This window comes from uncultured Sphingosinicella sp., from assembly GCF_963974575.1.
GTDB lineage: Bacteria > Pseudomonadota > Alphaproteobacteria > Sphingomonadales > Sphingomonadaceae > Sphingosinicella.
The window spans coordinates 486,194-510,816 of sequence record NZ_CAXBBQ010000002.1; the positions used below are offsets into that span (position 1 = coordinate 486,194).

Sequence of the window (24,623 nt, forward strand, 5' to 3'; positions counted from 1 at the left end):
GCACCGTGCGAGCCACGCCGTTTAGGGAACGTCGGCTGCCCTTGCCTTGGCGGCCTGTCGCTCGGCGAACCATTGCCGCAGCATTTCCATGGTGCAGCCGGTCTGCCCACCGGAACCGACCGCAGAGCAGCTGTTCGGCATCGTGGGGCGGCTCGCCTCGTCGAGCGTGCGCACGCGCGCCGTCCACGACTGCGAGGGCGGGTCGTTCTTCTTCGTTTCGCGTAGGCGCTTGGGGATACGGTATTGCTCGCCCTCGGGCTCCCGCGCGCAAACGACGATTTCGTCGCCATCGCCCTTGGGACAGGGCTCATTGCCGTAGACGGTGACGTTGGTGATGCGATCCGGCGCTTCGGCGTGCGCCGGAGATACGTATACAAGGGCGAGGAGCGCCGCGCACAGCACCCCCTTCGCCTTCACCACGCTCATGCCACCGCGCTTCATGATCTCGTCCGCCATCGCTTGGGCATCCTTTGCCCCCGTTGATGAGCGGAGGCTGAACGCGTTTACGGCAAGGCCGCTGCGTACGCGGCGGCGCCCGCGCTCCAGCCGCCGCCGAGCGCCTTGAACAGGTTGATCTGAGCGTCCGCGATGCCCGCGTCGATCGCGGCGAGCTGCGCTTCGGTTTCCGCGAAAGTGCGCTCCGCATCGATGAGTGCGAGGCTATCCACCTGCCCTTCCCGCTGCTGCGCGCGCACGATGCGGGCGGCCTGCCCTGCCGCGTCGCGCGCGGCCTTCAGCGCCGTGCGCCGATCAAGCGCGCTCGCGTAGGCGGAAAGCGCCGTTTCGGTTTCCTCGAGCGAACGCAGCACGGTGCCGTCGAAACCCGCGAGCGCCGCGCGCGTGTCGGCCTCCGCACTGGCAACGCGCGCGCGGGCGCGCTCGTGATCGGTGAACGACCAGCTGATGAGCGGGCCGAGCAGCCAGCGCAGCGGTCCGCCGCCGAACACGTCGCCGATGTTCGGCCCGGTCGAACCGATCGAGGCGCCGAGGCTGATGCGCGGATAGAGATCGGCGGTGGAGACGCCGATGCGCGCGGTTGCCGCGGCGAGGCGGCGTTCGGCGGCGCGGATATCGGGCCGCCGCGCGAGGAGCTGCGCACCGTCGCCGATGGGGATCGGCGTGTCGAGCCGGAGCGTGGAGACCCGCTCGGCCGCGATCGGCGGCAAGTCGGCGGGCGCGCGGCCGGTGAGCGTGGCGAGGCGGAACAGCGCCGCGTTGCGCTCGGCGGTGAGCACGGGGATTTCAGCTTGCCGCTGATTGCGAAGCGTGGCGATGCGCGCGACGTCGAGGCTGGTGGTGAGCCCCACCGCGCGGCGGCTGTCCGTGACGCGGAGCGACCGATCGAGCAATTCCACGATGCGCTCTGCCACGGCGATCTGCTCGCCCGCAGAGGCAGCAGTTGCATAAGCGCGCGTCGTTTCCGCGACAACCGAGATACGAACCGCCTCAAGATCGGCCTCGGCGGCGCCGAGATCGCCGCGCGCAGCCTCGATCCCGCGCGAGATGCGGCCGAACAGATCGACCTCGTAGGCGACATCCAGCCCGGCATCGATGGACCAGTCCTCGCGCGGGGCGCCGGAACCGCGCTGGCTTTCGGGCAGGCGGCCGTAGGTGGCACCGGCACCTGCGCCAACGTCCGGCAGCCGATCGGTGCGAACCTCGCGGAGCGCGGCGCGCGCCTTTTCCAGCCGCGCGACCGCGACGCGCACGTCCGTGTTCGCGGCGATGGCGTCGGCGACCAACTGATCGAGCACGGGGTCGTCATAGAGCCGCCACCAATCAGCCTTCACCGGCTTGAGGGTATCGACGGCGGGAGACGCCGCGATGAACGCTCCGGCGGAGGTCGCCGGGGTTTGCGGCGCGGCGTAATCCGGGCCGGTCGCGCATGCGGCGAGCGCCAATGCGGAGGCGGCGATCATCAGATTGCGAAACATGAGCTTGCGCCTTTCTTATTCGGCGAGTTGCAATGCAGTGGATGGGCGGCGACGCATCCGTTCGCCGAGGCTGCGGCTCGCCACATAGAACACCGGGGTGAAGACGAGACCGAAGGCGGTGACGCCGATCATGCCGTAGAACACGGCGGTGCCGAGCGCCTGACGCAGTTCCCAGCCCGGACCCGACCCCATCATCAACGGCAGCACGCCGAGGATGAAGGCGAAGCTCGTCATCAGGATAGGGCGAAGCCGTGCCCGCGCGGCCTCGACTGCCGCATCGCGGGGCGCAAGGCCTCGCTCTTCGGCCTGCTTGGCGAACTCGACAATCAGGATCGCGTTCTTCGCGGCGAGGCCGATCAGCACGATAAGCCCGATCTGCGTCAGGATATTGTTGTCGAGCCCGTGCAGGTTCACGCCCAGCATCGCCGCGAGCAAGGTCATCGGCACGATGAGGATGATCGCAAGCGGCAGCATCAGGCTTTCGAACTGCGCGGCGAGCACGAGGAAGACGAACACCACCGACAGGCCGAAGATCAGCGCCGCGATATTGCCCGCCGCCTTCTGCTGAAAGGCAAGGTCGGTCCATTCCGCGGCAAAGCCCTGCGGCAGATCTTCCGCGATCGTCTCCATCCGTGCGAGCGCCTGGCCGGTGGAGGCACCGGGCGCAGTGTCGCCGTCGATCTCGACCGCGGGGAACAGGTTGTAGCGCGTCACGCGATAAGGCCCGGTCCGGTCCTCGAAGGTGGCGACGGCGCCGATCGGCACCATGCCGCCACCGTTCGAGCGCGTCTTCAATTGCGCGATGTCGGAGGCATCATCACGGAACGACGCGTCGGCCTGCGCGGTCACGCGGAAGGTGCGGCCGAGCAGGTTGAAGTCGTTGACGTAGGCCGAGCCGAGATAGACCTGCATCGCCTCGAACACGCGCGTTGCGGGCACGCCGAGCATGTCGGCCTTGGCGCGGTCGATGTCGGCATAGATGCGCGGCGTCGCGGTGTTGAACAATGTGCGCACGTTGGCGAGCTCCTTCGCCTGATGCGCCGTGCCGATCACGCCGCCCGCCGCCTGTTCGAGCGGCTGATAGCCCGCACCGCGACGATCCTGAATCATCATGCGCCAGCCGCCGCCGTTGCCGATGCCCTGAATGACCGGCGGCGGCACGACGAACACGAACGCTTCATTGAGATCGGCAAGCGCGGCGCGCATGTCGTTCTCGATGGCGGCCTCGGTGCGGCCGGTCTTCGCGCGTTCGGCGAAGGGCTTGAAGGTGACGTAGGCAGCCGCGGCGTTCGACGCCTGCGTCTGCGAGGCACCGTCGAAGCCGGAGAACATCACCGCCGCTTCGGTGCCGGGCACTTCGAGCAATTTTGCAACGGCTTTCTTGAGCACCCGGTCGGTCTGTTCGATCGAACTGCCCGGAGGGAGCTGGATCGCGGCGAGCGCATAGCCCTGATCCTGCGCGGGAATGAACCCGGCCGGAGTCGCCCAGAACAGCGCGCCTGCCGCGAGCATGAGCCCGCCGTATACCGCAAAGACACGCTTCGGCGCTGCTGCGAGTCGGCGGGTGAGATTGGCGTAGCCCTCGCTGAGGCGGTCGAAGTTGCGGTTGAACCACGCCCCTGCCAGCCACAGGCGGCGGTGCCAGCCGGATGCCGGCGCCGTCTCCGCCTTGGGCCGCAGCAGCAGCGCCGCGAGCGCGGGCGACAACGTGAGCGACAGCACGAGCGAGATCACCGTGGCGCTGGCGATCGTCACCGCGAATTGGCGGTAGAATTCACCCGTGATGCCGGTGAGGAACGTTGTCGGCACGAACACGGCGCAGAGCACCAGAACGATCGCGACCAGCGCGGCGGAGACTTCGTCCATCGAACGATGCGATGCCTCGCGCGGAGAGAGGCCATGTTCGAGATTCCGTTCGACGTTTTCGACAACGACGATCGCATCATCGACGACGATGCCGATGGCGAGCACAAGCCCGAACATCGACAGTGTGTTCAGCGAATAGCCGAGGCCTGCAAGCACCGCGAACGTGCCGATCAGTGAAACCGGAATCGCGATGATCGGAATGATCGCCGCACGCCAGCTTTGCAGGAAGATGAGAATGACGACGACGACGAGCAGCGCCGCCTCGAACAATGTCGCCTGAACCGCACCCATCGATTCGCTGATGAATTCAGTGGGGTTCCAGATGATCCGGTATTCAAGGCCTTCGGGAAAATCCTTCGCGGCTTCGGCAAGTTCGGCCTTCACGCCTTCGGCAGCCGCGAGCGCATTCGTGCCGGGGCGTTGAGTGATCCCCAGGATGATCGAATCCTGGCCCGAGAGGTAGGCGTTGACGCCGTAATCCTCCGCGCCCAGTTCGACACGCGCGATGTCCCGCACGCGGGTGATCGCGCCCGAGCTATCCGTCCGCACGATGATGTCGGCGAATTCCTCGGCGGTCTTGAAGCGGCCCTGTGTCTCGACAGTCAGCTGCTGCGCCGCGCCGGTATCGAACGGCGGCTGGCCGATCGTGCCCGCCGCGACCTGGATGTTCTGCGAACGCAATGCGGAAACGATTTCGCCTGCAGTGAGCCCGAGCGCAGCCGCGCGGCCGGGATCGATCCAGACGCGCATCGCATAGTCGCGCGCGCCGAACACCTGAACATCGCCGATGCCGTCGATTCGCGTCAGCCGGTCCTTGATCTGCGTGAGCGCGTAATTGGAAACATAGCTGCGATCGAGCGACCCATCAGGAGAAAGGACGTTCACCGCCATCAGCCACGACGGTGAGGTCTTGCGCACGACGACGCCCTGACGGCGCACCTCTTCAGGCAGGCTCGGCTCGGCGAGCGCGACGCGGTTCTGCACGAGCACCTGCGCGGTATCGAGATCGGTGCCGAGCTTGAAGGTCACGGTGATCGTCAACCGCCCGTCCCCGGTCGATTGCGAGGATTGGTACAGCATGTTGTCAACGCCGTTGATCTGCTGTTCGATCGGCGCCGCGACCGTATCGGCGACCGTCTCTGCGGAAGCGCCGGGGTAGTTCGCGCTCACCGTTACCGTCGGCGGGACGATGTCGGGGAATTGCGAGATCGGCAGGCCGAAATAGGCGAAGGCACCGACGATCGTGATGATGATCGCGATCACGCCCGCAAAGATGGGCCTGCGGATAAAGAAATGGCTGAAGCGCATCGGACAATGCCTTTCCTGCCGCCTCCCGCAGTTTGCGCGGGAGGCGTGGTCTTCGTTTGGTGTTGCGGTGGATCAGAGCGCGGCGATGGTCGCCTGCGAGGCCGCGGGTTCGTTCACGGACGCAGCGGTTGTCGGCGCCGCGCCCGGCGGATCGATTTTGGCGACACGTGCCGTAACCTTTGCGCCGGGCTGCACCATCTGGAGGCCCTGGATCACGACCCTGTCATCGGCCGAAAGTCCTGCGCGGATGCTGCGGAGGCTGCCGATGCGCGGGCCGGGCGAGACTTCGCGCGCGGCGACAGTGCCGTCCTTGCCGACCACATAGACCACCTTGCGCGCCTGATCGGTGCGGACGGCGGCATCGGGAACGAGCAGCGCCTGTGCGGGCGCGCCGTCCGTGAGCCGCATGTTGCCGAACATGCCGGGCGTGAGGAAATAATCCGGGTTCGCGACGACGGCGCGGGCGCGGATCGTGCCCGAATGGGCGCTGATGCCGTTGTCGGTGAAATCGACATGCCCTTTCCAGGTGTAGCCAGTTTCATCCTGCAAACGAATTTCGACCTGCTGCGCCAGGTTCGACTTCTGCCGCTCGCGCTGTGCCTTCAGGAACAGCGCCTCCGAACTGTCGAAGGTGAAGTAGATCGGATCGAGCGCATTGATGGTGGTGAGCAGCGTGCCCCCGCTGGCATCGGCGGTGGACACGATATTGCCCGCATCGACGCGGCGATCCGAAATGCGTCCCGTGATCGGTGCGCGAACCTCTGTGAACTGGACGTCGAGCGCGCGGGCGCCGACACGAGCATCGGCCGCCGCAAGCGCAGCGCGGGCGGCGCGGACACGGGCCGCAAGGCGATCAAGATCGCTCTGGGATACCGCATCGTCCGCACGCAGGCGGTTGGCACGTTCGAGATCGGCCTCCGCCAGTGCCACATCGCTCCGCGCCTGTGCGGCGCCGGCGCGGGCTTCGGCGAGCGAAGCGTTGAATGGCCGGGGATCAATCGTGAAAAGGCGCTGCCCTTTCTGCACGATCGCACCGTCGGTGAAATGAACTGCAGTCACGGCGCCGGAGACGCGCGGACGCACTTCTACACTGCTCGACGGTTCGAAACGGCCAACATGATCGTCCCACTCCATCACTTCGCGCACGAGGGGTGCAGCAACCGTGACGGTGGGCGGCGGGGCCGCAGCAATCGCGGGCGATTCACGGTTCAGAACGCCCACCGCAACGACGGCAATCACCGGCAGTGCGGCGGCGGACAGGTGCTGCCAAAGCGGGCGATCGGTAAACCGCCGCCGCACGGGCGAAGCCGTCGCGGCGCCGGCTTCGATCTTGGTCATCATGTTCATCGGGAAATCCTTCGGTCGCGGCGCGCACGCGCGCTCGTGATGCTGCTCGCAAGCAGCGCATAGTGATCGTGGGTGAAACCGGCGCTGAGGAAGCCGCGGATCGCGGACTCGGCGATGTGATAGCCTTGATGCCACGTCAGCACGGCGATCTTGCGCAGGGCTTCCAGTTTCGAATCGGCGAGCTGCGGATTGGGCCGGCTTCCAAAGAGGGTGCCGAGCGCGACGGCGACGCGGCCGGGGGCGTGCAGCGTCGAGAGGGAATCGCGCTCGGCGAGGGCCACCACCGACCATTCGAGAGCCGAGAAACGGGCGCTCGGACGGTCGGCAGCGGGGGACAGGATTGCGGCGGGCTGCGCGGTAGCCGGAGCAGCGGCGCCGAGAACATCAGTGAAGGCGAGATAAGCCATGGTGCAAGTCTCCCTGATCAAGGCGCGAGCGCCTTCGTTCGCCGCGTCTCTTCGCGGCGTCGGTTGCGGATGATGATTGCCGGGCACATGGCCTCATCGGGCGAAGCGGACAGCTTCGTCGGGCAATCTTCAGTTATGGATTGGCGGGTTGAAACGGACGTAGTCGCCCAGCGTCAGCCCTTGTGAATACTGCAGTGTCGCACCGGTTTCCCTTCGATGCCGTGAGCCGTCGGGATGGCCGCTCACCTTCTGTACCTAGAGGTATATAAACCGTGCTGCGGTGCGTCAACAGCTTTTTGTACCGGTCGATAAAGATTTATTTCCGGTATGCGAAAGCTGCTATTTCGAAGGCCACATCATCATGCTGGTTTCGATCATGCGTTCGAGATCGGCGCGCGTCGCGCCCGCCCCTGCCTGCACGGCCATGCCCTGCAAAAGCGCATAGAGAAAGCTTGTCAGCCCCTCCACATCTACGCTTTCGGGGAGATCGCCTTCCGTCTTCGCACGCTCGAAGCGTTGGACGAGCGCGCGCCGCGCCACCTTGCCACGTTCAAGTACCTCGAGCCGGATGCACTCGGCCTCCGCGCCGCACGCAACCGCGCTGATCACGCCGAGACAGCCGTGCGGCTCGCAAGTGCTCGTCTGATTTTCCATGCTGCCATGCAGCAAATGTGCGGCGACACCGCGTGCTGTCGGCTGCGCCAGCGACTTGCCGACGTAGGCGAGCTTTTCGGTCTCGTAGAGGTCGAGCGCCTTGCGAAAGAGCGCTTCCTTGTTACCGAACGCCGCGTAGAGGCTGGGCCGCGTGATGCCCATCGCCTCGGTGAGGTCATTGAGCGACGCGCCTTCATAGCCCTTGCTCCAGAATACGCGGAGCGCTGCGGCAAGCGCCGTATCCACGCAAAACTCGCGCGGACGACCTTTCACAGGAGCAGCAACCGTTTCCATATCGACCGGTATATAATCAATCCGTCACGGAGCGCAAGCCTCAGACAGCGGCGCGTTTGCGGTTTAGCGCCGGGAGCGCCCCAGTGCGGGATAGATGTCTGCGGCCACGCTCATGTCTGCAACGGTCGCCCCGCGCTGGCCGATCGGGCGCGGAGCGCCTGTCGTCGTGTCACACGCCGTCTGGCGTTCGGCCTCCGCGTTGATCAACCCGCCAAGCAACACCGCATACGCGGAAACATAAAGCCACATCAGCAGCACCACGACAGCGCCGAGCGAGCCATAGGTTGCCTGATAGGAACCGAATTCGGCGACGTACACACCGAAGCCCAGCGTCGCGATAAGCCACATCACGGTCGCCAGAAGGGATCCGATCGTCAGCCACCGCCAGCGCGCATCCGCCCGGTGCGGCGCGAACCGGTACATGGCTGCGATTGTGAAGCTGCAGAAAACGCCCGCGCACAGCCAGGTGACGGCGCGCATCACAAGGGCCGCGATGGGCCCAATCCCTTCGGCCAATTCGCGCGCGAAGCCGAGCGCAGAGGCTGCGAGCATACCGAAGACGCCCAGAAACACGGCACCGGCAACAAGAACGGCTGAAACCGCCGCGCTGCGGATGATCCCGCGCGTGTCACGCTCGTCATAGATGACGTTGAGCGCCGTCATGACGGCGCGCGCGGCACGGCTCGCGCCGAAGATCGAGATGCCGATCGCGATGGCGAGGCCGAGGCCCTTCGCCGTTGCCGCTGCCCGCGTGAGGTTGAGCAGCTGATCGTAAATGAGCTTGGCCGCATCGGCCGGTACGAGTTCGATGATGAGGCGCATGTGCGCCGCGACGGTCGCCGGATCGGCAACAAGGCCATAGCTCATCACGAGCGCCCCGAGCAGCGGAACGAACGACAGGAACGCATAGAACGCGACACCCGCCGCCATGAGAGACAGGTTGTGCGTGCCGTTGCCGCGCCACACGCGGAAAAGGATTTCCCGCCATGCCCGCAGCGTCAGGGTGTGGGGGCCGTCCGCGCCGGCACCGCGCTGCTCGGGAGTCGACATGGCGTCCTCAAAATGCTGGCCGTTCATCGGCTTACAAGGCGCCGCGGCCGGGAAGGTTCCCCGGCTTCGTTCACGTCTACTCCAGATTCTGGTGCAAGCGGTTCAGAAGCTCGATCAGGCGCCGGAAATCCGGGGCCGAGAAGCCGCGGATCAGGCGCCGGTAGAGCGGCGCCGTCACAGCGCGCGCCGCCTTCAGTTTTTCACGGCCCAAAGGCTTCATCACGAGCGTCGTCACGCGGCCGTCGGTGGCGGACGGAAGCGTTTCGACGAGCCCGGCCTTCTCCATCCGCTCCACAACACGCATCAGCGTGGAGACGTTGATAACGGCGAGCTTCGCAACCTGGCCGATCGACTGCGGCTCCGCCTCCCCAAGAATCATGAGCACGCGCCACGTGGGGATATCGATGCCGATGGCGCGGAGTTCCGCTTCGATGTTCGCGTTATAGCGGCTGACGGTGCGATTCAGCAGGTAAAACGGGTAGTTATCCACCCGGAAGTCGTCCGATCCCGGATCCCCATAGCCACGCAAATCCTCGGCCACTTTGAGCTCCCTAGAAACGCAACGGATTTTACTTGCATATGCAAGTTTATCAAAGCATAGTTTGGGCTTCATGGTCTGGAGGAGGGATTATGTCCAGCGCGCCGATTCTCGAAGAGTTTGCACAGGCGTTGTCTCGCGGCGACGTGCGGGTCGTCGATCTGACGCAGACGCTGTCGGAAGACACGCCGCTGCTGGTTCTGCCGGAGCCGTTCGGACAGACGGCGGCTTTCTCGCGGCAGGAAATTTCCCGCTACGATGATCGCGGCGTCGCGTGGCACTGGAACAACTTCACCGTCGGCGAGCACACCGGCACGCATTTCGATGCGCCCGTCCACTGGGTCAGCGGCCGCGACCTGCCGGACAACACGGTGGATGCAGTGCCCCCCGCGAATTTCGTTGCGCCCGTGGTGGTTCTGGATTTCTCGCGCGAATGCGCGGCCGACCCCGATTTCCTGCTGACCGCCGCGCATGTTCAGGCGTGGGAAGCCGCCAATAGCCCGATCCCTGCGGGAAGCTGGGTTCTGTTCCGTACCGACTGGTCCAAGCGCGACGTCGATGCCTACACCAATCGCTGCGAAGACGGCGCGCACACGCCGGGTCCGGCGACGGACGCGATCGAATATCTGATCGCGCGCGATATCCTCGGCTTCGGCGTGGAGACGATCGGCACCGATGCCGGACAGGCACATCTGCTGACGCCCGCCTACCCGGCGCACACGCTGCTGCACGGCGCCGGACGCTATGGTCTGCAATGCCTGCAGAATCTCGACCAGCTCCCCGCGACGGGCGCGGTGCTGATCTGCCCACCGCTGAAGATTCGCGGCGGATCGGGAAGCCCGCTGCGCGTTCTCGCCCTCGTCGAGGCGTAAGCGATGGCCGAGCGTTCGTTCGTTGCCGAAGCCCGGAAGCTGACGGCCGGAGCCGGTGAGACATTCACCGGCGAAGGCATTCTCGCCGTGACCAAGGCGCTGCTGCAATCGGGCGTGGCTTACGTCGGCGGCTATCAGGGATCGCCGATCAGCCACCTGATGGACGTGTTCGCGGATGCGAGCGACCTTCTGGAAAGTCTCGACGTGCATTTCGAGGCGAGCGCCTCGGAAGCGAGCGCCGCCGCCATGCTCGCGGCCTCCGTCAATTATCCGCTGCGCGGTGCGGTCGTCTGGAAGTCGGTGGTCGGTACGAACGTCGCGTCGGACGCGCTCTCCAACGTCGCGTCGGGCGGCGTGACGGGCGGCGCGCTCGTCATCGTCGGCGAAGACTATGGCGAGGGTTCCTCGATCATGCAGGAACGCACGCACGCCTTCGCGATGAAGTCGCAGATCTGGCTGCTCGATCCCCGCCCCAACCTCCCGAGCATCGTCGCGGCGGTCGAACAGGGCTTCGCGCTTTCCGAGGCTTCCAATACGCCGGTGATGCTGCAGCTGCGTGTGCGATCGTGCCACATGACGGGATCGTTCATAGCGAAGGACAACGTGCGCCCGACGCTGACGGTCGCCGAGGCGGCCGCCGCGCCGCAGCGCGACACCACCCGCATCGTCCTGCCGCCTGCGAATTTTCTGCACGAGGTGGAGAAGATCGAAAAGCGGTGGCCGGCAGGAATCGCTTATGTGCGCGACCACCATCTGAACGAACGGTTCGGGCCGGACGAGGCGCATGGCATCGGCATCATCGTGCAGGGCGGGCTTTACAACAATTTGAACCGCGCGATGGAGCTCTCTGGGCTTTCGAATGAATTCGGCGACGCCGCGCTGCCGATCTATTGCCTGAACGTCACCTATCCGCTGATTCCGGGCGAGGTGAGCGCGTTTTGTGCGAACAAGCGCGCGGTACTGGTGGTGGAGGAAGGCCAGCCCGAATTCATCGAGCATGAACTGAATACGCTCGTGCGCCGCGCAAACCTCGATTGCCGCATCATCGGCAAGGACATACTGCCGCGCGCCGGGGAATATAGCGCGCAGGTGATCCGCAACGGGCTTTCCGATTTCCTGCACGCATGGGCGCCCGAAATCGCGCCGGCGAAAATGGCTGATGCCCCCCTGCCCGCGCCGGTCGCACAGCAGATCCCGCCGCGCCCGGCGGGCTTCTGCACGGGCTGCCCAGAACGGCCCGTGTTCACGGCGATGAAGCTGCTCGAGCGAGAACTCGGCCCGGCGCACGTTTCCGCCGATATCGGCTGCCACCTGTTTTCGATCCTGCCGCCCTTCAACATCGGCAACACGACAATGGGCTACGGCCTCGGCACGGCGGGCGCATCCGCGTTCAAGCCGACGGGAAAGCGTGCAATCGCCATCATGGGCGACGGCGGCTTCTGGCACAACGGCCTGACCTCCGGCATCGGCAACGCGGTGTTCAACAAGGACGACACCGTCACCATCGTGATCGACAACGGCTATTCGGCGGCCACGGGAGGCCAGGACATCCTTTCCTCCCGCGCCGACAACAAACGCCGCGTGACGCGCAATCCGATCGAGCGCGCCATTCGGGGCGTCGGCGGCGCATGGGTACGCACGATCGAACGCACCTACGACATCAAGCGAATGCGCGACACGCTGCGCGAGGCGCTGACCGCGCCTGACAAAGGCCCCAAGGTCATCATCGCGCAATCGGAATGTATGCTCAACCGGCAGCGGCGCGAAAAGCCACTGATGCGCAAGGCGGAGAAGGACGGCAAGCGCGTGGTGCGCGAGCGCTTTGGCGTCGACAGTGACACCTGCACGGGCGACCATAGCTGCATCCGGCTTTCGGGTTGCCCTTCGCTTTCGATCAAGCCCAATCCCGATCCGCTGCGGCGAGACCCAGTGGCGCACGTGGAAAACAGCTGCGTCGGCTGCGGCCTGTGCGGCGAGGTGAGCCACGCGGCGGTGCTTTGCCCGAGCTTCTACCGCGCCAGCATCGTTTCCAATCCGGGCCGCATGGAGCGCGCGTGGATGAAGATACGGCAGGCGATCATCGGCCGCCTTCAACAGCGCGACAACCGCGCACGCCTGGCGCGGGCGTTCTGACCATGGAGCAGAACCGTTTCAGCATCGCGATCCTCGCGCTCGGCGGACAGGGCGGCGGCGTGCTTGCCGACTGGATCCAGCACATCGCGCGTGAAAGCGGCTGGCTGGCGCAAGGTACCTCGGTTCCGGGCGTCGCGCAGCGGACCGGATCGACGGTCTATTACGTCGAACTTGCGAAGCCCGATGCGGGCGGCCGCACGCCCATCATGGCCCAGATGCCCATGCCCGGCGATGTGGACATCGTGGTCGCATCCGAACTCATGGAAACCGGGCGGGCGCTGCTGCGCGGCTTTTCCACGGCGGGCCGCACCACGCTGATCGGATCGACGCACCGTATCTACGCCATTTCCGAAAAGGCGGCGATGAGCGATGGGCGCGGCAACGGCGAGGCGATCATCGCAGCCGCCGGCCAGCGTTCCAAACGTTTCATCGGCTTCGATATGGAAGCCGCAGCCGACGATACGAACAGCGTGATCAGCGCCGTGATGTTCGGCGCCCTTGCGGCAAGCGGGGCGCTGCCTTTCGCGCGTGATCTGTTCGAGAAGGCCATTCGGGACAGCGGCATCGCGGTTGCGACCAATCTCGCCGGGTTTGACGCGGGATGGCAGGCGGCGCAGGGCGTTGTCGCGATGCCTGCGGAGGAAAGCCACCCGGTTCCGCAGGCGACCACGCCTGCGGGCAAGGTACTGGAAGCGCGCGCACGCGCGGGCCTGCCCGAGGCCGCGATCCCGAATGCGCTGCATGGCATCCAGCGCCTGATGGATTATCAGGACGCCGCCTACGCCGGGCTTTTCCTCGATCGCCTGGAAAGCGTTGCCGTGCGCGACCAGAGCCCCTTTACGCTCACCGCTGAAACCGCGCGCCACCTCGCGCTCTGGATGAGCTACGAGGATTCGATCCGCGTGGCTGACCTGAAGACACGCGACACGCGCATCGCGCGCGTGCGGGGAGAGGTGAAGGCTTCGGACGCGCAGCTTCTGACGATCACCGAATTCATGCACCCCCGGCTTCGCGAAATTTGCGAGATCCTGCCAGCCCGCCTCGGCCGCGCCATTCTTGAAAGTGAATTCCTTACACGTCGCATCTCCGGCTTTTTCACGAGCGGCAGGCACGTGGAAACGACGAGCCTGCACTGGTTTTTCCTGCTGAGGACGCTCGCCGGGCTGCGCAGATGGCGACCGAAATCGCTGCGCTTTGCCGACGAACAGGCCCGGATCGAAACATGGCTTGAACGCGTGCGGACGGCGGCGGCAAGCGATGTCGCGCTGGCGACCGAACTCGTGCGCTGCCAGCGGCTGGTCAAGGGTTACGGCGACACGTTCGACCGCGGGCTCGGCAATTTCGAACGGATCATGGCGGCGCTGCCGCGTTCGGCCGAAGAGGTGAGTCGTTTGTGCGCGGCTGCGCTCGCAGATGAAGGTGGCAAAGCCCTCGACGAGGCGCTGAAAGCCGCCTGAAATCTCGGGTTGCGCGTGTAGCGCCACGATATAATACTTGATTATTCAAGTTTTCCGGGTAGCCTTGTTGCACTTGGGAGAGGAGTTCATACCGTGGCGATCGAAGCGCGATCCTCGGTCTATCTGACCTTCGCGGCGGCGGCAGAACGCTGGGCGGCGCGCCCCTTCCTTCACGCCCCCGCAGATGCCATCGGCGAACCCCTGCCCTTCGAGCAGAGCTTCGCGGAAGCCGCCGGAGCCGTTCAAGCCCTCCGCGCCGCCTACGGCAAACAGGGATACGGCAAGGGCCACCGCATCGGCCTCGCGCTCGACAACCACCCTGCCTTCTTCCTGCACTTCCTGTCTCTGAACGCGCTCGGCGCGAGCGTCGTGCCGCTCAACACCGCAATGCGCCCGGAAGAGATGGCGCCGATCGTCGCGGCGGCCGATCTCGATGCCATCGTGGCTTGGCCGAAGCACCGCGCCATGCTGGAAAACACACAAACGCTAAGCGGCACGTCTGTGCCCCTCGCGGAGCCATCTCTTGCGGATCTTCCGCGCGCGGCGCGCGCTGCAAGCGAAGACGAAACGCCGGATGCCGACCGCGAGGCAGCGATGCTGTTCACCTCGGGTACGACCGGGAAACCCAAGGGGTGCATCCTCTCCAACGCCTATTTCACATGGGTGGGGTATTTCTACGCGACTCTCGGCGGACATTGCGCCTTTCGCGAGGGCGAAGACCGGATTCTCACGCCGCTGCCGGTCAACCACATGAACGCGCTCGCGTGCAGCTTCATGGCCGCGATGATGACGGGAAGCTGCCTGATCCAGCTCGACCGTTTCCATGCCTCGCGCTGGTGGGACACAGTGCGCGAGACGCGTGCGAGCGTGATCCATTATCTCGGCGTCATGCCCGCGATCCTGCTGCAGCGGGACGACGAAACGGCCGGCCTCGACGTTCGGTTCGGTTTCGGCGCGGGCGTTGATCCGCGTCACCATGCCCGCTTCGAGGAACGCTTCGGCTTCCCGCTGATCGAGGCATGGGCGATGACCGAAACCGGCGCCGCCGCTTGGATCACCGCCAATCGCGAACCGCGCCACATCGGCACGCGCTGTTTCGGGCGCGCGCCTGATCATCTCGACGTGCGCATTGTGGACGATACGGGCGCCGATCAGCCGGACGGCGCGCCAGGCGAACTTCTGGTCCGCGCGCGCGGCGACGATCCGCGCCGCCACTTCTTTTCCGGCTATTATCGCGATCCTGCGGCCACCGAGGCGGCGTGGGACGGCGGCTGGTTCCACACCGGCGACATCGTGAAACGCGATGCCGAGGGCAATTTCTTCTTCGTCGATCGCAGCAAGAACATCGTGCGCCGCAGCGGCGAGAATATTGCGGCTGTCGAGGTGGAAGGCGTTCTGATGCAGCACGCATCCGTCTCCGCCTGCGCGGTGCTGCCAATCGAGGACGAACTGCGCGGCGAGGAAGTGATGGCGCTGGTGCAGACGGATAATGGCGTGGGAACCGAGGCGCTTGCGAGCGATATCTTCCGGCATTGCCTCGACCGCCTCGCCTATTTCAAGGCGCCCGGTTACATCGCGTTCGTCGATCATTTGCCGACGACGGCATCGCAGAAATTGCAGCGCGGCGAAATCCGCTCGCTGGGCCGTGCACTGCACGCGAACGGCAGCGCCTTCGACATGCGCGCGCTGAAACGTGGGCCGAAGGCCGCATGAGCGGCGCGCGAGATTATCAAGGCGTTGCCGTCACCTCTCCGGTGACGATCCCATATGCCCCGCGCAGCGACAAGCCCGCGCACTGGTTCATCGGTTCGGCGCTGCGCGCGCTTCTCGATGCGAGCGGGCTCGACAAGGACGCGATCGACGGCCTTGCAGTGTCCTCGTTTTCGCTGGGGAGCGACACGACGATCGCGCTCACCGAACATTTCGATATGTCGCCGCGCTGGATCGAATGGCTGCCCACGGGCGGCGCGAGCGGTGTGATGGCGCTGCGCCGCGCCGCGCGCGCCGTGCAGGACGGCGACGCGAATATCGTCGCCTGCATCGCGGGGGATACGGCGGGGAGCGCCAGCTTCTCAAACCTCGTAAGGGACTTCAGCCGCTTTTCGAGCGCCGCCGTCTATCCGTATGGCGCGGCAGGCCCGAACGGCGTGTTCGCGCTCATCACCGATAATTACATGCGCCGTTTCGGGGCGGAGCGTTCGGATTTCGGGCGGATTGCCGTTAGCCAGCGCGCCAATGCGCGCGGTAATCCCAATGCACTGCTCGGCGCCAAGCCGCTCAGCATCGACGATTATCTCGCCGCGCCGCCGATTGCCGAACCGATCCATCTGTTCGACTGTGTTTTGCCCTGCGCAGGCGCAGAGGCGTTTCTGGTGATGAGCGATGAACGCGCACGTGCGCTCGGGCTGCGCCATGCGCATGTTCGCGGGGCAATCGAGCGGCACAACGCTTTCTTCGAAGACCCGGTCGCCGAGCGCGGCGGCTGGGCGATGGACCGTGACACGCTCTATGCGCAGGCGGGCTTAGGCCCTGACGCGGTTGATTGCCTGCAAACCTATGACGACTATCCCGTGATCGTCGCCATGCAGATCGAGGATCTGGGTTTTTGCGGCAAGGGCGACGCGCCGGCGTTCCTGCGCGCGCACGACCTGACCGTGGAGGGCGATTTTCCGCACAACAGCTGCGGCGGCCAGCTCTCCTGTGGACAGGCGGGCGCAGCGGGCGGCTTCCTGCCGGTGGTGGAGGCGCTGCGCCAGGTGACGCGGCAACCGCTGGGGCGACAGGTGCCGGACGCGCGCATCGCGCTCGCAAGCGGTTACGGCATGGTCACCTACGACCGCTGCCTTGCGAGCGGTGCGGTGCTGCTGGAGGGGATGGCATGACGATCCACCTGCAGACCTGCACGGCGTGCGGCGCGCACCAATACCCCGAGCGCGATCTGTGCCGCACATGCCTGCACGATACGCTGGTCCGCATCGAAAATGATGGGCAGGGACGTTTGCTTGCCGCGACGACGCTGCACCGATCGCTTGAGCCCGACACCGCGCTCCCGCTTCGCATCGGCACGGTCGCGCTCGATGCCGATGTGCGTGTGATCGCGTTCCTTGGGGACGGCGTTCAGCCGGGTGATCGCGTCGCACTGAAGGCTGCCGCCGATGCAGCGCAGCACCAGGTTTTCACCGCAGAGAAGGACCCAGCCGATGCCTGATCAGACGCACACGGTTCTGGTGACGGGCGGCAATGCCGGAATCGGCGCCGCGATCAGTCAAAGCCTCCTGAAGGATGGCGCCCGGGTGATCAACGTGTCGCGCCGGATGCCGGATTTTACGCACGAACGGCTGCAGACGCTCGTTGGCGACCTCACCAATGCCGCGGACCTCGCACGCATCTGCGAAGAGGCGGCCGACATGGGCATCACGGGTTTCGTCCACAATGCCGGGGTGATCCGGCCCGCGCCGTTCGGGGAGGTGACCGACGCCGATCTCGATCATCTCGTCGACCTCCATTTGCGCGCGGCCATCCACATCGGACAGGCGCTTTTGTTCGGCATGAAAGCCGCCGGGACGGGACGGATCGTGCTCATTTCCTCGCGCGGCGCGCTCGGCCTGCAAAACCGCACCGCCTATGCGGCGACCAAGGCCGGGATGATCGGTATGGCGCGCACGTGGGCGCTGGAACTCGCGCGCGACGGCATAACGGTGAACGTTGTTTCACCTGGGCCCATCGAAACCGACATGTTCCACGAACTGATCCCGGAGGGATCGGAGCGCAAGCGCAATATCGCCGCTTCCATCCCGGTGGGCCGGGTGGGAACCGCGGAGGATGTCGCTACCGCCGTGCGCTTCTTTCTGGGCGACGATACAGGCTTCATCACCGGCCAGAATCTCTTCGTGTGCGGTGGTGCCAGCATCAGTTCGATCACGCTTTGAATTTTTGATCGGGAGGACCAATCATGTCCATCACATCAGGCCTTGTCGAAGGCGACCGCGTTCATCGCAGCGTCTATACCGATCCGGCGATCTTCGAGCTGGAGATGCAGCACATCTTCGGCGCGACGTGGATCTATGTGGGCCACGAAAGCCAGATTCCGAACGACGGCGATTTCATCACCACATCGATCGCGCGGCAACCGCTGCTGATGGTGCGCGACAAGGGTGACGTACACCTGCTCTACAATCGCTGCCCCCACAAGGGCGCGCAGGTCGTGCCCGAGGGGCAAGGCAATGCCCGCATGTTCCGCTGTGCCTATCACGGCTGGATCTTCCAGCGCGACGGCGCGGTGCGCACGATCCCGCTCGACGACGGATACGAAGGCACGTGCATGAGCAAGGGTAGCCCGGACGCGAGCATGACGCGCGTGGCGAATGTCGCCTCCTATCGCGGTTTCGTTTTCGCCTGCCTTGCGGACGAGGCCCCGCCCTTCCGCGAATGGCTGAGGGGCGTCGATTCCTCGATCGACAACATGGCCGACCGCTCGCCCGAGGGTGAACTGGAAGTGACGGGCGGCGTGCTGCGCTACATGCACCGCTGCAATTGGAAGATCTTCCTCGAAAACCTCAATGACCTGATGCACCCGATGGTGACGCACATGTCATCCTCCGGCACGGCGCGCAGCGTCGCCAACCGACACTTCGGCAAGGGCGAAAAGCTCCCGGCCGCGATCGAGATTCTGGGGCCCTTCACGAGCAATTACGAATTCTTCGAAGACATGGGCATCCAGGCTTTCCCGGGCGGCCACAGCTATTCGGGCGGCACGGTGAGCATCCATTCGCGCTATTCGGAAATCGATGCCTACAATGACGCGATGAACGCCGCCTACGGCGAAGCACGGGCGCGGGAAATCTTCTCGATGAACCGCCACAATACGATCGTCTATCCGAGCCTGACACTGAAAGGCCCGATACAAACCATCCGCGTGATCAAGCCGATCGCAGTCGATCGCACGCTCGTTGAATCCTGGACGTTCCGCATGAAGGGCGCGCCTGACGAATTGCTGGAACGCTCAATCCTCTACTGCAATCTGATCAATTCTTCGGCCAACCTCGTGGGTCCGGACGATCATGAGGCGTATCAGCGTATCCAGACGGGCCTTATGGCGGACAAGGTCGAATGGGTGAACATGCAGCGCCACATGGGCAAGGAACAGCCGAACGCGGACGGCGGCTGGTCGGCGATGGGCACGAGCGATCTCGTATTCCGAAACCAATACCGGACATGGGCTGCCTACATGGAGAAGGCCGCATGAGCGCCGATTTGCAGAAGATCGAGGATTTCCTTGTCCACGAGGCGCGCCTGCTCGACGCCCGCGACTGGGCCGCATGGGATGCGCTGTTCACGCCAGACGGGATCTACTGGATGCCGGCCGCGCCGGGACAGGAGGATCCGCTGCAGCATGTCTCTCTCGTTTACGAGAACGCCCTGCTCCGTGAAATCCGCATCCGCCGCTTTGCCGACACCAGCGCCTTTTCGCTGCAGGGCGGCCCGCGCGGTTGGCGTATCGTCGCGAACGTCCGCATCGATGCGCAAGACCCGGCGTCGAACACGATCACAGTCACCTCGCGGTTGATGGCCGCCGAGTATCAGCGCGATCGCACGACGCGCTTCGAGGCTTTCGTGACGCACCGTCTGGTCCCGGAAGGCGAGTCCTTCCGCATTGCCCTGAAGCGGGTGGAACTGCTTGACTGCGACGCGGCGCGCGGGGATATCAACCTGTATCTCTAGCGGCAGAGCGATGACAGAACCGGCGTCCAGCGCGATCTCCGCCTCCGGCGAATTCGATATCGAGCGGTGGCCGTTCTACTGGCTAACGCGGTTTACCGGCCGTTATCTGCACGAAATGGAAATCGCGCTGAAAGCGCTCGGCCTCGACATTCCCCGCTGGCGCGTGCTGATGAGCCTGCGCGGCGATAAGGTCCTGAGCGTCAGCGAAATCGCCGACAACGCCATCGTAAAGCTGCCGACCATGACCCGGATCGTCCAGCGGATGCAGATCGACGGCCTCGTCCGCTCCCGCCAGAGCGCATCGGACCGGCGGGTGACCGAAGTCGAGCTGACGGACGCGGGAAGACTTGCCGGCCAACAGGCATGGGGCATCGCGGACGCCATCTATAGCCGCACATTCGGCAAGATCCCCGCCGAAGAGGTGACGCGCCTGAACCGCACAATGCGCACACTCAATCGCAATCTCGACGACTGACGAGTCCCCCCGCGCGACAACCGGCGCACTCGCCTCTCACAGCCGTTCAATGGCCCTTTTCCGGCAAAACAACAATTCGACGACAAATCGTTGTCAATTTGAATTCCAGCGTTAGAATGTGTGTGCCGCGTGTGCCAGTCGGGCGCGCGAACAAAGTGCCGAGAGGCACCGCAGGGCGACAAAGGCACACGATACATGCGTACACCCGCCCTGCTCCTTGCCTGTTTTATCCTTGCTCAAGCGGACAAACAGGTCATGGGCCTGCTCGCGATCGACGTGCAGCAGAGCTTTGGCCTCACCAATACGCAGCTCGGCTTTTTGCAAGGCGGCGCGTTTGCGATCGCGTTCGCCATCGGCGGATTGCCGATTTCCAGACTGATCGACTCCGGCAATCGGGTAAAACTCGCGGCCGCTTGCGTTGCCCTGTGGAGCGTGGCCACGATCCTTTGCGGGTTTGCGGGATCGTTCGCCGCACTCCTGCTGTTTCGCGCGGCCACGGCGGTCGCCGAGGCGGGGCTGCCGCCGGCCGCCTTTTCGATCTTCAGCCAGCAGCGCGATCCTCGGCGTGTGGCACGCCTGACCGGCATTTTCATGCTGGCACCCTTTGTCGGCACGGGGCTCATGTTCCTGCTCGGCGGCAACCTGCTTGAGATCGCCAGAAGCGGCGTTGTGGATTTCGTCAGCGCCGCGGAACCTTGGCGCGTGGTCTTCTTCGCGGTCGGTGTTCCCGGCCTGATCCTGGCACCCCTGCTTGCGATGTTCGGCCGAGAACCGCCGCGCACGCCCCCACCATCAAACCAAACGACAATGCCGGACTACAAGAGCATATTCCGGTTCATTTTCCGGGAGCAGCCGTTCCTTCGCAATTACTATTTCGCCCTCACCGCCTTCTACGCGGCAACTGCAAGCCTGCTAGCCTGGTATCCGGCGTCGCTGGTCAAAACACTTGGGATGACAACCGGTTCGGCAGGCGCCCACGCTGGCGCAACCTATCTGGTCGGGGGTATCGCGGGCGCCCTGGCAGGTACGGCCTATTTTTCATCGCACCGCGCCTTGAGTCCTGCGCTGATGGCACGCGCATTTGTTGTGCTTGCGGCCCTGCTGGGCCCTGTTGTGATTGCACTTCCGCTCATGCGGGACCTCGCCCCCTCGCTCGCGCTTTATGGCCTGTTCGCGTTTTTCTCTTCCGCCGTCCTCGCACTGATGCCGGTCCCCGTTCAACTGACGCTGGAGGATCGCGCTCGGGCACGCGGAACCGCGATCCTCTCGCTGCTGATGTCCGCGTGCGCCGGAACCGCCGGGCCGCTGTTCGTAGGCGTTTTCATGGACACCACCGGCGAGCCGCTGAGCGTCGCGCTCCTGTGGACAATGATCATTTCTTCGCTCGCCTCGGTCTGGTTCTTTGCGCGGGCCGCGCGGTCGACCGCACCGAAGTTTAGTTCAACAATTTAACATCGATTCGTTGACGTTTTGTATTTTTGCAGTAGCCTGCGTCAGATCGATGCACAGCATGAGAGGGTGTATGTCCGGAATTATCCCAACAGGTCTCTGGGTCATGGACGAGGCACGGTCGCGTAAACTGACACCGGCATCGCTCACGCTCTGGGTTCTGAAAGATGACGGCAACCAGCTCGTCTGGGTCTCCGTCGAGACCGATCCGCAGGGCAAGATTTCGGTGTGCAGCTTCGATGGCATGTATGGCGGCCCCGCGACAACCGTGCAGGGCAACGGATTTGTGGTGTCGCTGCGCAGCCCCGCGCCCCGAAAAGTTGAGGTGTCCGGCGAGGTTCCGGGCATGGGTCCGTTCGTCGAGCGCAGCGAAATCTCCGAGGATGGACGCAAAATGATCGTCCACGGCGAGGTGTGCGCCGGGGCCGAAACCACGACTTGGTATGAAGAATTCAACTGGCAGGGCCCGAGCCCGCACGGGCTTTGAGCCTGGCCGGTTGCCCCTGCCCAACGGAGACTCCGATGACCACCAGCACGATTCCGGACACGCACACCTGGGCCACGCTCGGCACGGAGGGGCGCAACACCTACCGCGTAAGCGATTCGGTGATCGATATGCGTCGCCCCGCGCCGTCGGGCCCAACCACAAGGTTGACCGCTGAGCCCCAGGACGTGCTGATCGATTTGGCGCGAACCGCGCTCGTCATCGTTGATATGCAGAATGATTTCTGCAGCAAGGATGGCTGGATTGCCTCGCTCGGCATCGATTTCGCGGCCGGGCGCGCGCTCGTCGATCCGATCAACCGGGCGGCGGCGGCCATGCGCGCATGCGGCGCCCCCGTGATCTGGCTGAACTGGGGTGTCCGGCCCGATCGGGCCAACCTGTCGCCCGGGACACAGCATCCCTTCAATCCGAACGGACAAGGTCCGGGCCTCGCCGGATCGACAACGTTCGGCAGGCGAACTTACAAGGTGCTTCAGCAAGGCGAATGGGGCGCACGGCTTATCGATGGGCTGACCCGGGACGCATCGGACATCTGCGTGGACAAGCACAGAATCAGCGGCTTTTACGATACGCCGCTCGATTCCATTCTGAAGAACCACGGCATTTCGACCGTGCTTTTTGCCGGTGTGAATGCCGATCATTGCGTACTCGGCACGTTGATGGATGCCAATTTTCATGGCTACGACACGATCATGCTGGAAGACTGCGTGGCCACGACATCTCCGGATTTCTGCATGCAGGCGACGCTGCACAATGTGCGCTTCTGCTTCGGCTTCACGACGACATCCACGGTGCTCGCCGAAGCGCTGAACCCGTGATCCGCAGCACCTGACACGCCATGCATCTTCTCAATGTCTCGGCGGGCGGTCTCCATGCTGTCCAGATCGGCACCGAGGTCGTGACGACGGGGCATTTGAAAGCCCCCCAGCCAGAACCCTGGCATGTGACGGACGATGGGATTCCCGGTGACAAACGCGCGGTTCACCCGGACAAAATCTACGCTTTCTCCCGAGAGGCTTATGCCTATTGGGGTGAGCAGCTCGGCGTTGAAGCTGCGCGATGGCCCGACGGCTTCTTCGGCGAGAATTTAACCTTCGATACGCTCGATGAAAGCGATCTCAGGATCGGCGACGTCTTCACCCTCGGAGAGGAGGTTTGCCTGTTCGTCGCGGGTGCGCGCAGCCCGTGCCTGAAGCTCTCATGGCGGCTCGGGCAGCCGCCGGCGTTCCAACGGGCATTTGCAAAATCGCGGCACGCGGGTGTCTATTTTGGCGTTGAATCCCCGGGGCGCGTCCGCCCTGGCGATCGGCTTCGTCGCATCGCACATGACCCTGCGATGCCGAGTGTTGCCGATGTCAGCGATTTTCTGATCGAGCGCGATCCTCCGCCGCTGGAACCCTTGCAGCGCCTGCTCGGCTATGCACGTCTCAGCGGCACCAACCGACTGTTGCTCTCCGCCAAACGCGAGGCTGCCGAACGCGCGCAGGACCGGCAGGAAGGCCGGTGGCGGGGATGGCGCCCGTTTGTCGTGAGCAAGGTGACCCAAGAGGCGCCGGAAATTCGCTCCGTTGAATTCTCCCCAGCCGACGGCGGCCGGTTGCCCCGTGCAAAGCCGGGGCAGCACGTGCAGGCGCAGTTCGAACATGAAGGTGCAACCATACGCAGGGCCTGGAGCCTCTCAGCCTTCTCCTTCACGCCGGAGCGCTACCGCGTCACGGTCCGTAAACAGCAGGGCAAAGGCTCTCAGGGCCTACATGCATTGCGCCTCGGCGACACCGTTTCGCTCAGCGCCCCGGCCGGTGACTTCACGCTCGACATGGGCAGCTACCGGCCACTCGTGCTCATCGCGGCGGGGATCGGCATCACGCCGCTGAAGGCAATGCTCGATGCGCATTTCAGCCGCCGCGACGCGCCGCCGGCATACCTGATTTACGGCGGACGCAGCCCGAAAGACCTCGCCTTTTGGGAAGAACTCGAAGCGCTGGCCGCAGCGCGTGAGGACTTTTCTCTCACGCTCATCTACAGCCGCGCGGAGGTTCCCGGCGCGCTTCACGGAAGGATCACGCCGGAGCGGGTGATTGCCGCCCTGTCCGACCTCAGCGTGGTTGTGAACGGCCATCGCCACGCGCTGCCTTGGTTCGAGGCGGCGATCCATATTTGCGGACCCGGAAGCCTTTGCACGGACCTGAAGGATGCGCTGGTGGCGCGCGGCGCGAACGCGAACACCGTCCTGTTCGAGCAATTCGGGCGGACTGTCGAGCGCAGCGAGGTCGTGGAGGCCAGTGTTCGCTTCGCGAAAAGCGAGCAAACCATTCGCTGGTTTGCCGGAGATGACTTTTCGCTTCTCGAACTCGCCGAAGCGGCTGGAATTGCGGTGCCAAACAGCTGCCGGAGCGGCTCATGCCTCACCTGCCGCTCGGCGCTTATCAAGGGAACCTCCACAGCCGACCTCGGCGACGGCACGTGCCTGCCGTGCATTGCGCGCCCACAAGCCGTTGATCTTGTTGTTGATATATAAAACGACATCGTTTTAATGACAATTTACTTGCGAATCGCATTTGTTATGTCATTCTCATGCACGGTATCGTGGACCTGACGCAGGAACGGCGCGAC

The 24,623-nt window shown here is 64.6% G+C and carries 22 protein-coding genes; 14 read left to right on the forward strand and 8 right to left on the reverse strand.

Annotation, left to right across the window (positions count from 1 at the left end):
- Positions 1-21: 21 nt before the first annotated feature.
- The 8 genes from AAC014_RS05375 to AAC014_RS05410 all read right to left on the reverse strand — a co-directional run bounded on the left by AAC014_RS05375 (position 22) and on the right by AAC014_RS05410 (position 9,401).
- Complete coding sequence (locus AAC014_RS05375) at positions 22-456, reverse strand: hypothetical protein (RefSeq protein ID WP_339705142.1); 435 nt, start codon at positions 454-456, stop codon at positions 22-24.
- Positions 457-503: 47 nt separating this feature from the next.
- The gene (locus AAC014_RS05380; RefSeq protein WP_339705144.1) at positions 504-1,934 is read right to left on the reverse strand and encodes a TolC family protein; all 1,431 of its coding nucleotides are present in this window, start codon (positions 1,932-1,934) and stop codon (positions 504-506) included.
- A 15-nt stretch (positions 1,935-1,949) separates the two neighbouring features.
- Positions 1,950-5,108, reverse strand: a complete 3,159-nt coding sequence (locus tag AAC014_RS05385; RefSeq protein WP_339705146.1) for a multidrug efflux RND transporter permease subunit — start codon at positions 5,106-5,108, stop codon at positions 1,950-1,952.
- A gap of 72 nt (positions 5,109-5,180) precedes the next feature.
- On the reverse strand, positions 5,181-6,455 hold the full coding sequence (locus AAC014_RS05390; RefSeq protein ID WP_339705148.1) for an efflux RND transporter periplasmic adaptor subunit: 1,275 nt from the start codon (positions 6,453-6,455) through the stop codon (positions 5,181-5,183).
- Positions 6,452-6,862, reverse strand: coding sequence for a hypothetical protein (locus AAC014_RS05395; RefSeq protein ID WP_339705151.1), 411 nt, complete (start codon positions 6,860-6,862; stop codon positions 6,452-6,454). The genes AAC014_RS05390 and AAC014_RS05395 overlap by 4 nt, the downstream gene beginning before the upstream one ends.
- 339 nt (positions 6,863-7,201) lie before the next feature.
- Positions 7,202-7,810: a TetR/AcrR family transcriptional regulator gene (locus tag AAC014_RS05400; RefSeq protein WP_339705153.1), complete on the reverse strand. Its 609-nt coding sequence runs from the start codon at positions 7,808-7,810 to the stop codon at positions 7,202-7,204.
- 63 nt (positions 7,811-7,873) lie between these two features.
- Positions 7,874-8,860 (reverse strand): YihY/virulence factor BrkB family protein, encoded by a 987-nt coding sequence (locus AAC014_RS05405; RefSeq protein ID WP_339705155.1) that lies wholly within the window; start codon positions 8,858-8,860, stop codon positions 7,874-7,876.
- A 76-nt stretch (positions 8,861-8,936) separates the two neighbouring features.
- The gene (locus tag AAC014_RS05410; RefSeq protein WP_339705158.1) at positions 8,937-9,401 is read right to left on the reverse strand and encodes a MarR family transcriptional regulator; all 465 of its coding nucleotides are present in this window, start codon (positions 9,399-9,401) and stop codon (positions 8,937-8,939) included.
- Between the two features lie 89 nt (positions 9,402-9,490).
- Between AAC014_RS05410 and AAC014_RS05415 the strand changes: the two genes are divergently transcribed.
- From AAC014_RS05415 to AAC014_RS05480, 14 genes are all read left to right on the forward strand, one after another.
- Complete coding sequence (locus tag AAC014_RS05415) at positions 9,491-10,270, forward strand: cyclase family protein (RefSeq protein ID WP_339705160.1); 780 nt, start codon at positions 9,491-9,493, stop codon at positions 10,268-10,270.
- A gap of 3 nt (positions 10,271-10,273) precedes the next feature.
- Complete coding sequence (locus AAC014_RS05420; protein ID WP_339705163.1) at positions 10,274-12,403, forward strand: indolepyruvate ferredoxin oxidoreductase subunit alpha; 2,130 nt, start codon at positions 10,274-10,276, stop codon at positions 12,401-12,403.
- 2 nt (positions 12,404-12,405) lie between these two features.
- Positions 12,406-13,860 (forward strand): indolepyruvate oxidoreductase subunit beta family protein, encoded by a 1,455-nt coding sequence (locus AAC014_RS05425; RefSeq protein WP_339705167.1) that lies wholly within the window; start codon positions 12,406-12,408, stop codon positions 13,858-13,860.
- A 93-nt stretch (positions 13,861-13,953) separates the two neighbouring features.
- Positions 13,954-15,573: an AMP-binding protein gene (locus AAC014_RS05430; protein WP_339705170.1), complete on the forward strand. Its 1,620-nt coding sequence runs from the start codon at positions 13,954-13,956 to the stop codon at positions 15,571-15,573.
- Positions 15,570-16,742 carry a thiolase family protein gene (locus AAC014_RS05435; RefSeq protein ID WP_339705173.1) on the forward strand — a complete coding sequence of 391 codons (1,173 nt, stop codon included), beginning with the start codon at positions 15,570-15,572 and terminating at the stop codon, positions 16,740-16,742. Before AAC014_RS05430 ends, AAC014_RS05435 begins: the two co-directional genes overlap by 4 nt.
- Positions 16,739-17,068 carry an OB-fold domain-containing protein gene (locus tag AAC014_RS05440; protein WP_339705175.1) on the forward strand — a complete coding sequence of 110 codons (330 nt, stop codon included), beginning with the start codon at positions 16,739-16,741 and terminating at the stop codon, positions 17,066-17,068. Before AAC014_RS05435 ends, AAC014_RS05440 begins: the two co-directional genes overlap by 4 nt.
- Entirely contained in the window at positions 17,061-17,789 is a 729-nt protein-coding gene (locus tag AAC014_RS05445; RefSeq protein WP_339705178.1) for an SDR family oxidoreductase, read from the forward strand. The genes AAC014_RS05440 and AAC014_RS05445 overlap by 8 nt, the downstream gene beginning before the upstream one ends.
- A 23-nt stretch (positions 17,790-17,812) precedes the next feature.
- Positions 17,813-19,105 (forward strand): aromatic ring-hydroxylating dioxygenase subunit alpha, encoded by a 1,293-nt coding sequence (locus AAC014_RS05450; RefSeq protein ID WP_339705181.1) that lies wholly within the window; start codon positions 17,813-17,815, stop codon positions 19,103-19,105.
- Positions 19,102-19,581: an aromatic-ring-hydroxylating dioxygenase subunit beta gene (locus AAC014_RS05455; protein ID WP_339705184.1), complete on the forward strand. Its 480-nt coding sequence runs from the start codon at positions 19,102-19,104 to the stop codon at positions 19,579-19,581. Before AAC014_RS05450 ends, AAC014_RS05455 begins: the two co-directional genes overlap by 4 nt.
- Positions 19,582-19,591: 10 nt before the next feature.
- Entirely contained in the window at positions 19,592-20,056 is a 465-nt protein-coding gene (locus AAC014_RS05460; RefSeq protein ID WP_339705187.1) for a MarR family transcriptional regulator, read from the forward strand.
- Positions 20,057-20,251: 195 nt separating this feature from the next.
- Positions 20,252-21,508 carry an MFS transporter gene (locus AAC014_RS05465; RefSeq protein ID WP_339705190.1) on the forward strand — a complete coding sequence of 419 codons (1,257 nt, stop codon included), beginning with the start codon at positions 20,252-20,254 and terminating at the stop codon, positions 21,506-21,508.
- A gap of 70 nt (positions 21,509-21,578) precedes the next feature.
- A complete protein-coding gene (locus AAC014_RS05470) occupies positions 21,579-21,992 on the forward strand; it encodes a hypothetical protein (protein WP_339705193.1) in 414 nt (137 codons plus the stop codon).
- Positions 21,993-22,027: 35 nt separating this feature from the next.
- Positions 22,028-22,828, forward strand: coding sequence for an isochorismatase family cysteine hydrolase (locus AAC014_RS05475; protein ID WP_339705196.1), 801 nt, complete (start codon positions 22,028-22,030; stop codon positions 22,826-22,828).
- A gap of 20 nt (positions 22,829-22,848) precedes the next feature.
- Entirely contained in the window at positions 22,849-24,528 is a 1,680-nt protein-coding gene (locus AAC014_RS05480; RefSeq protein ID WP_339705199.1) for an MOSC domain-containing protein, read from the forward strand.
- Positions 24,529-24,623: the final 95 nt, after the last annotated feature.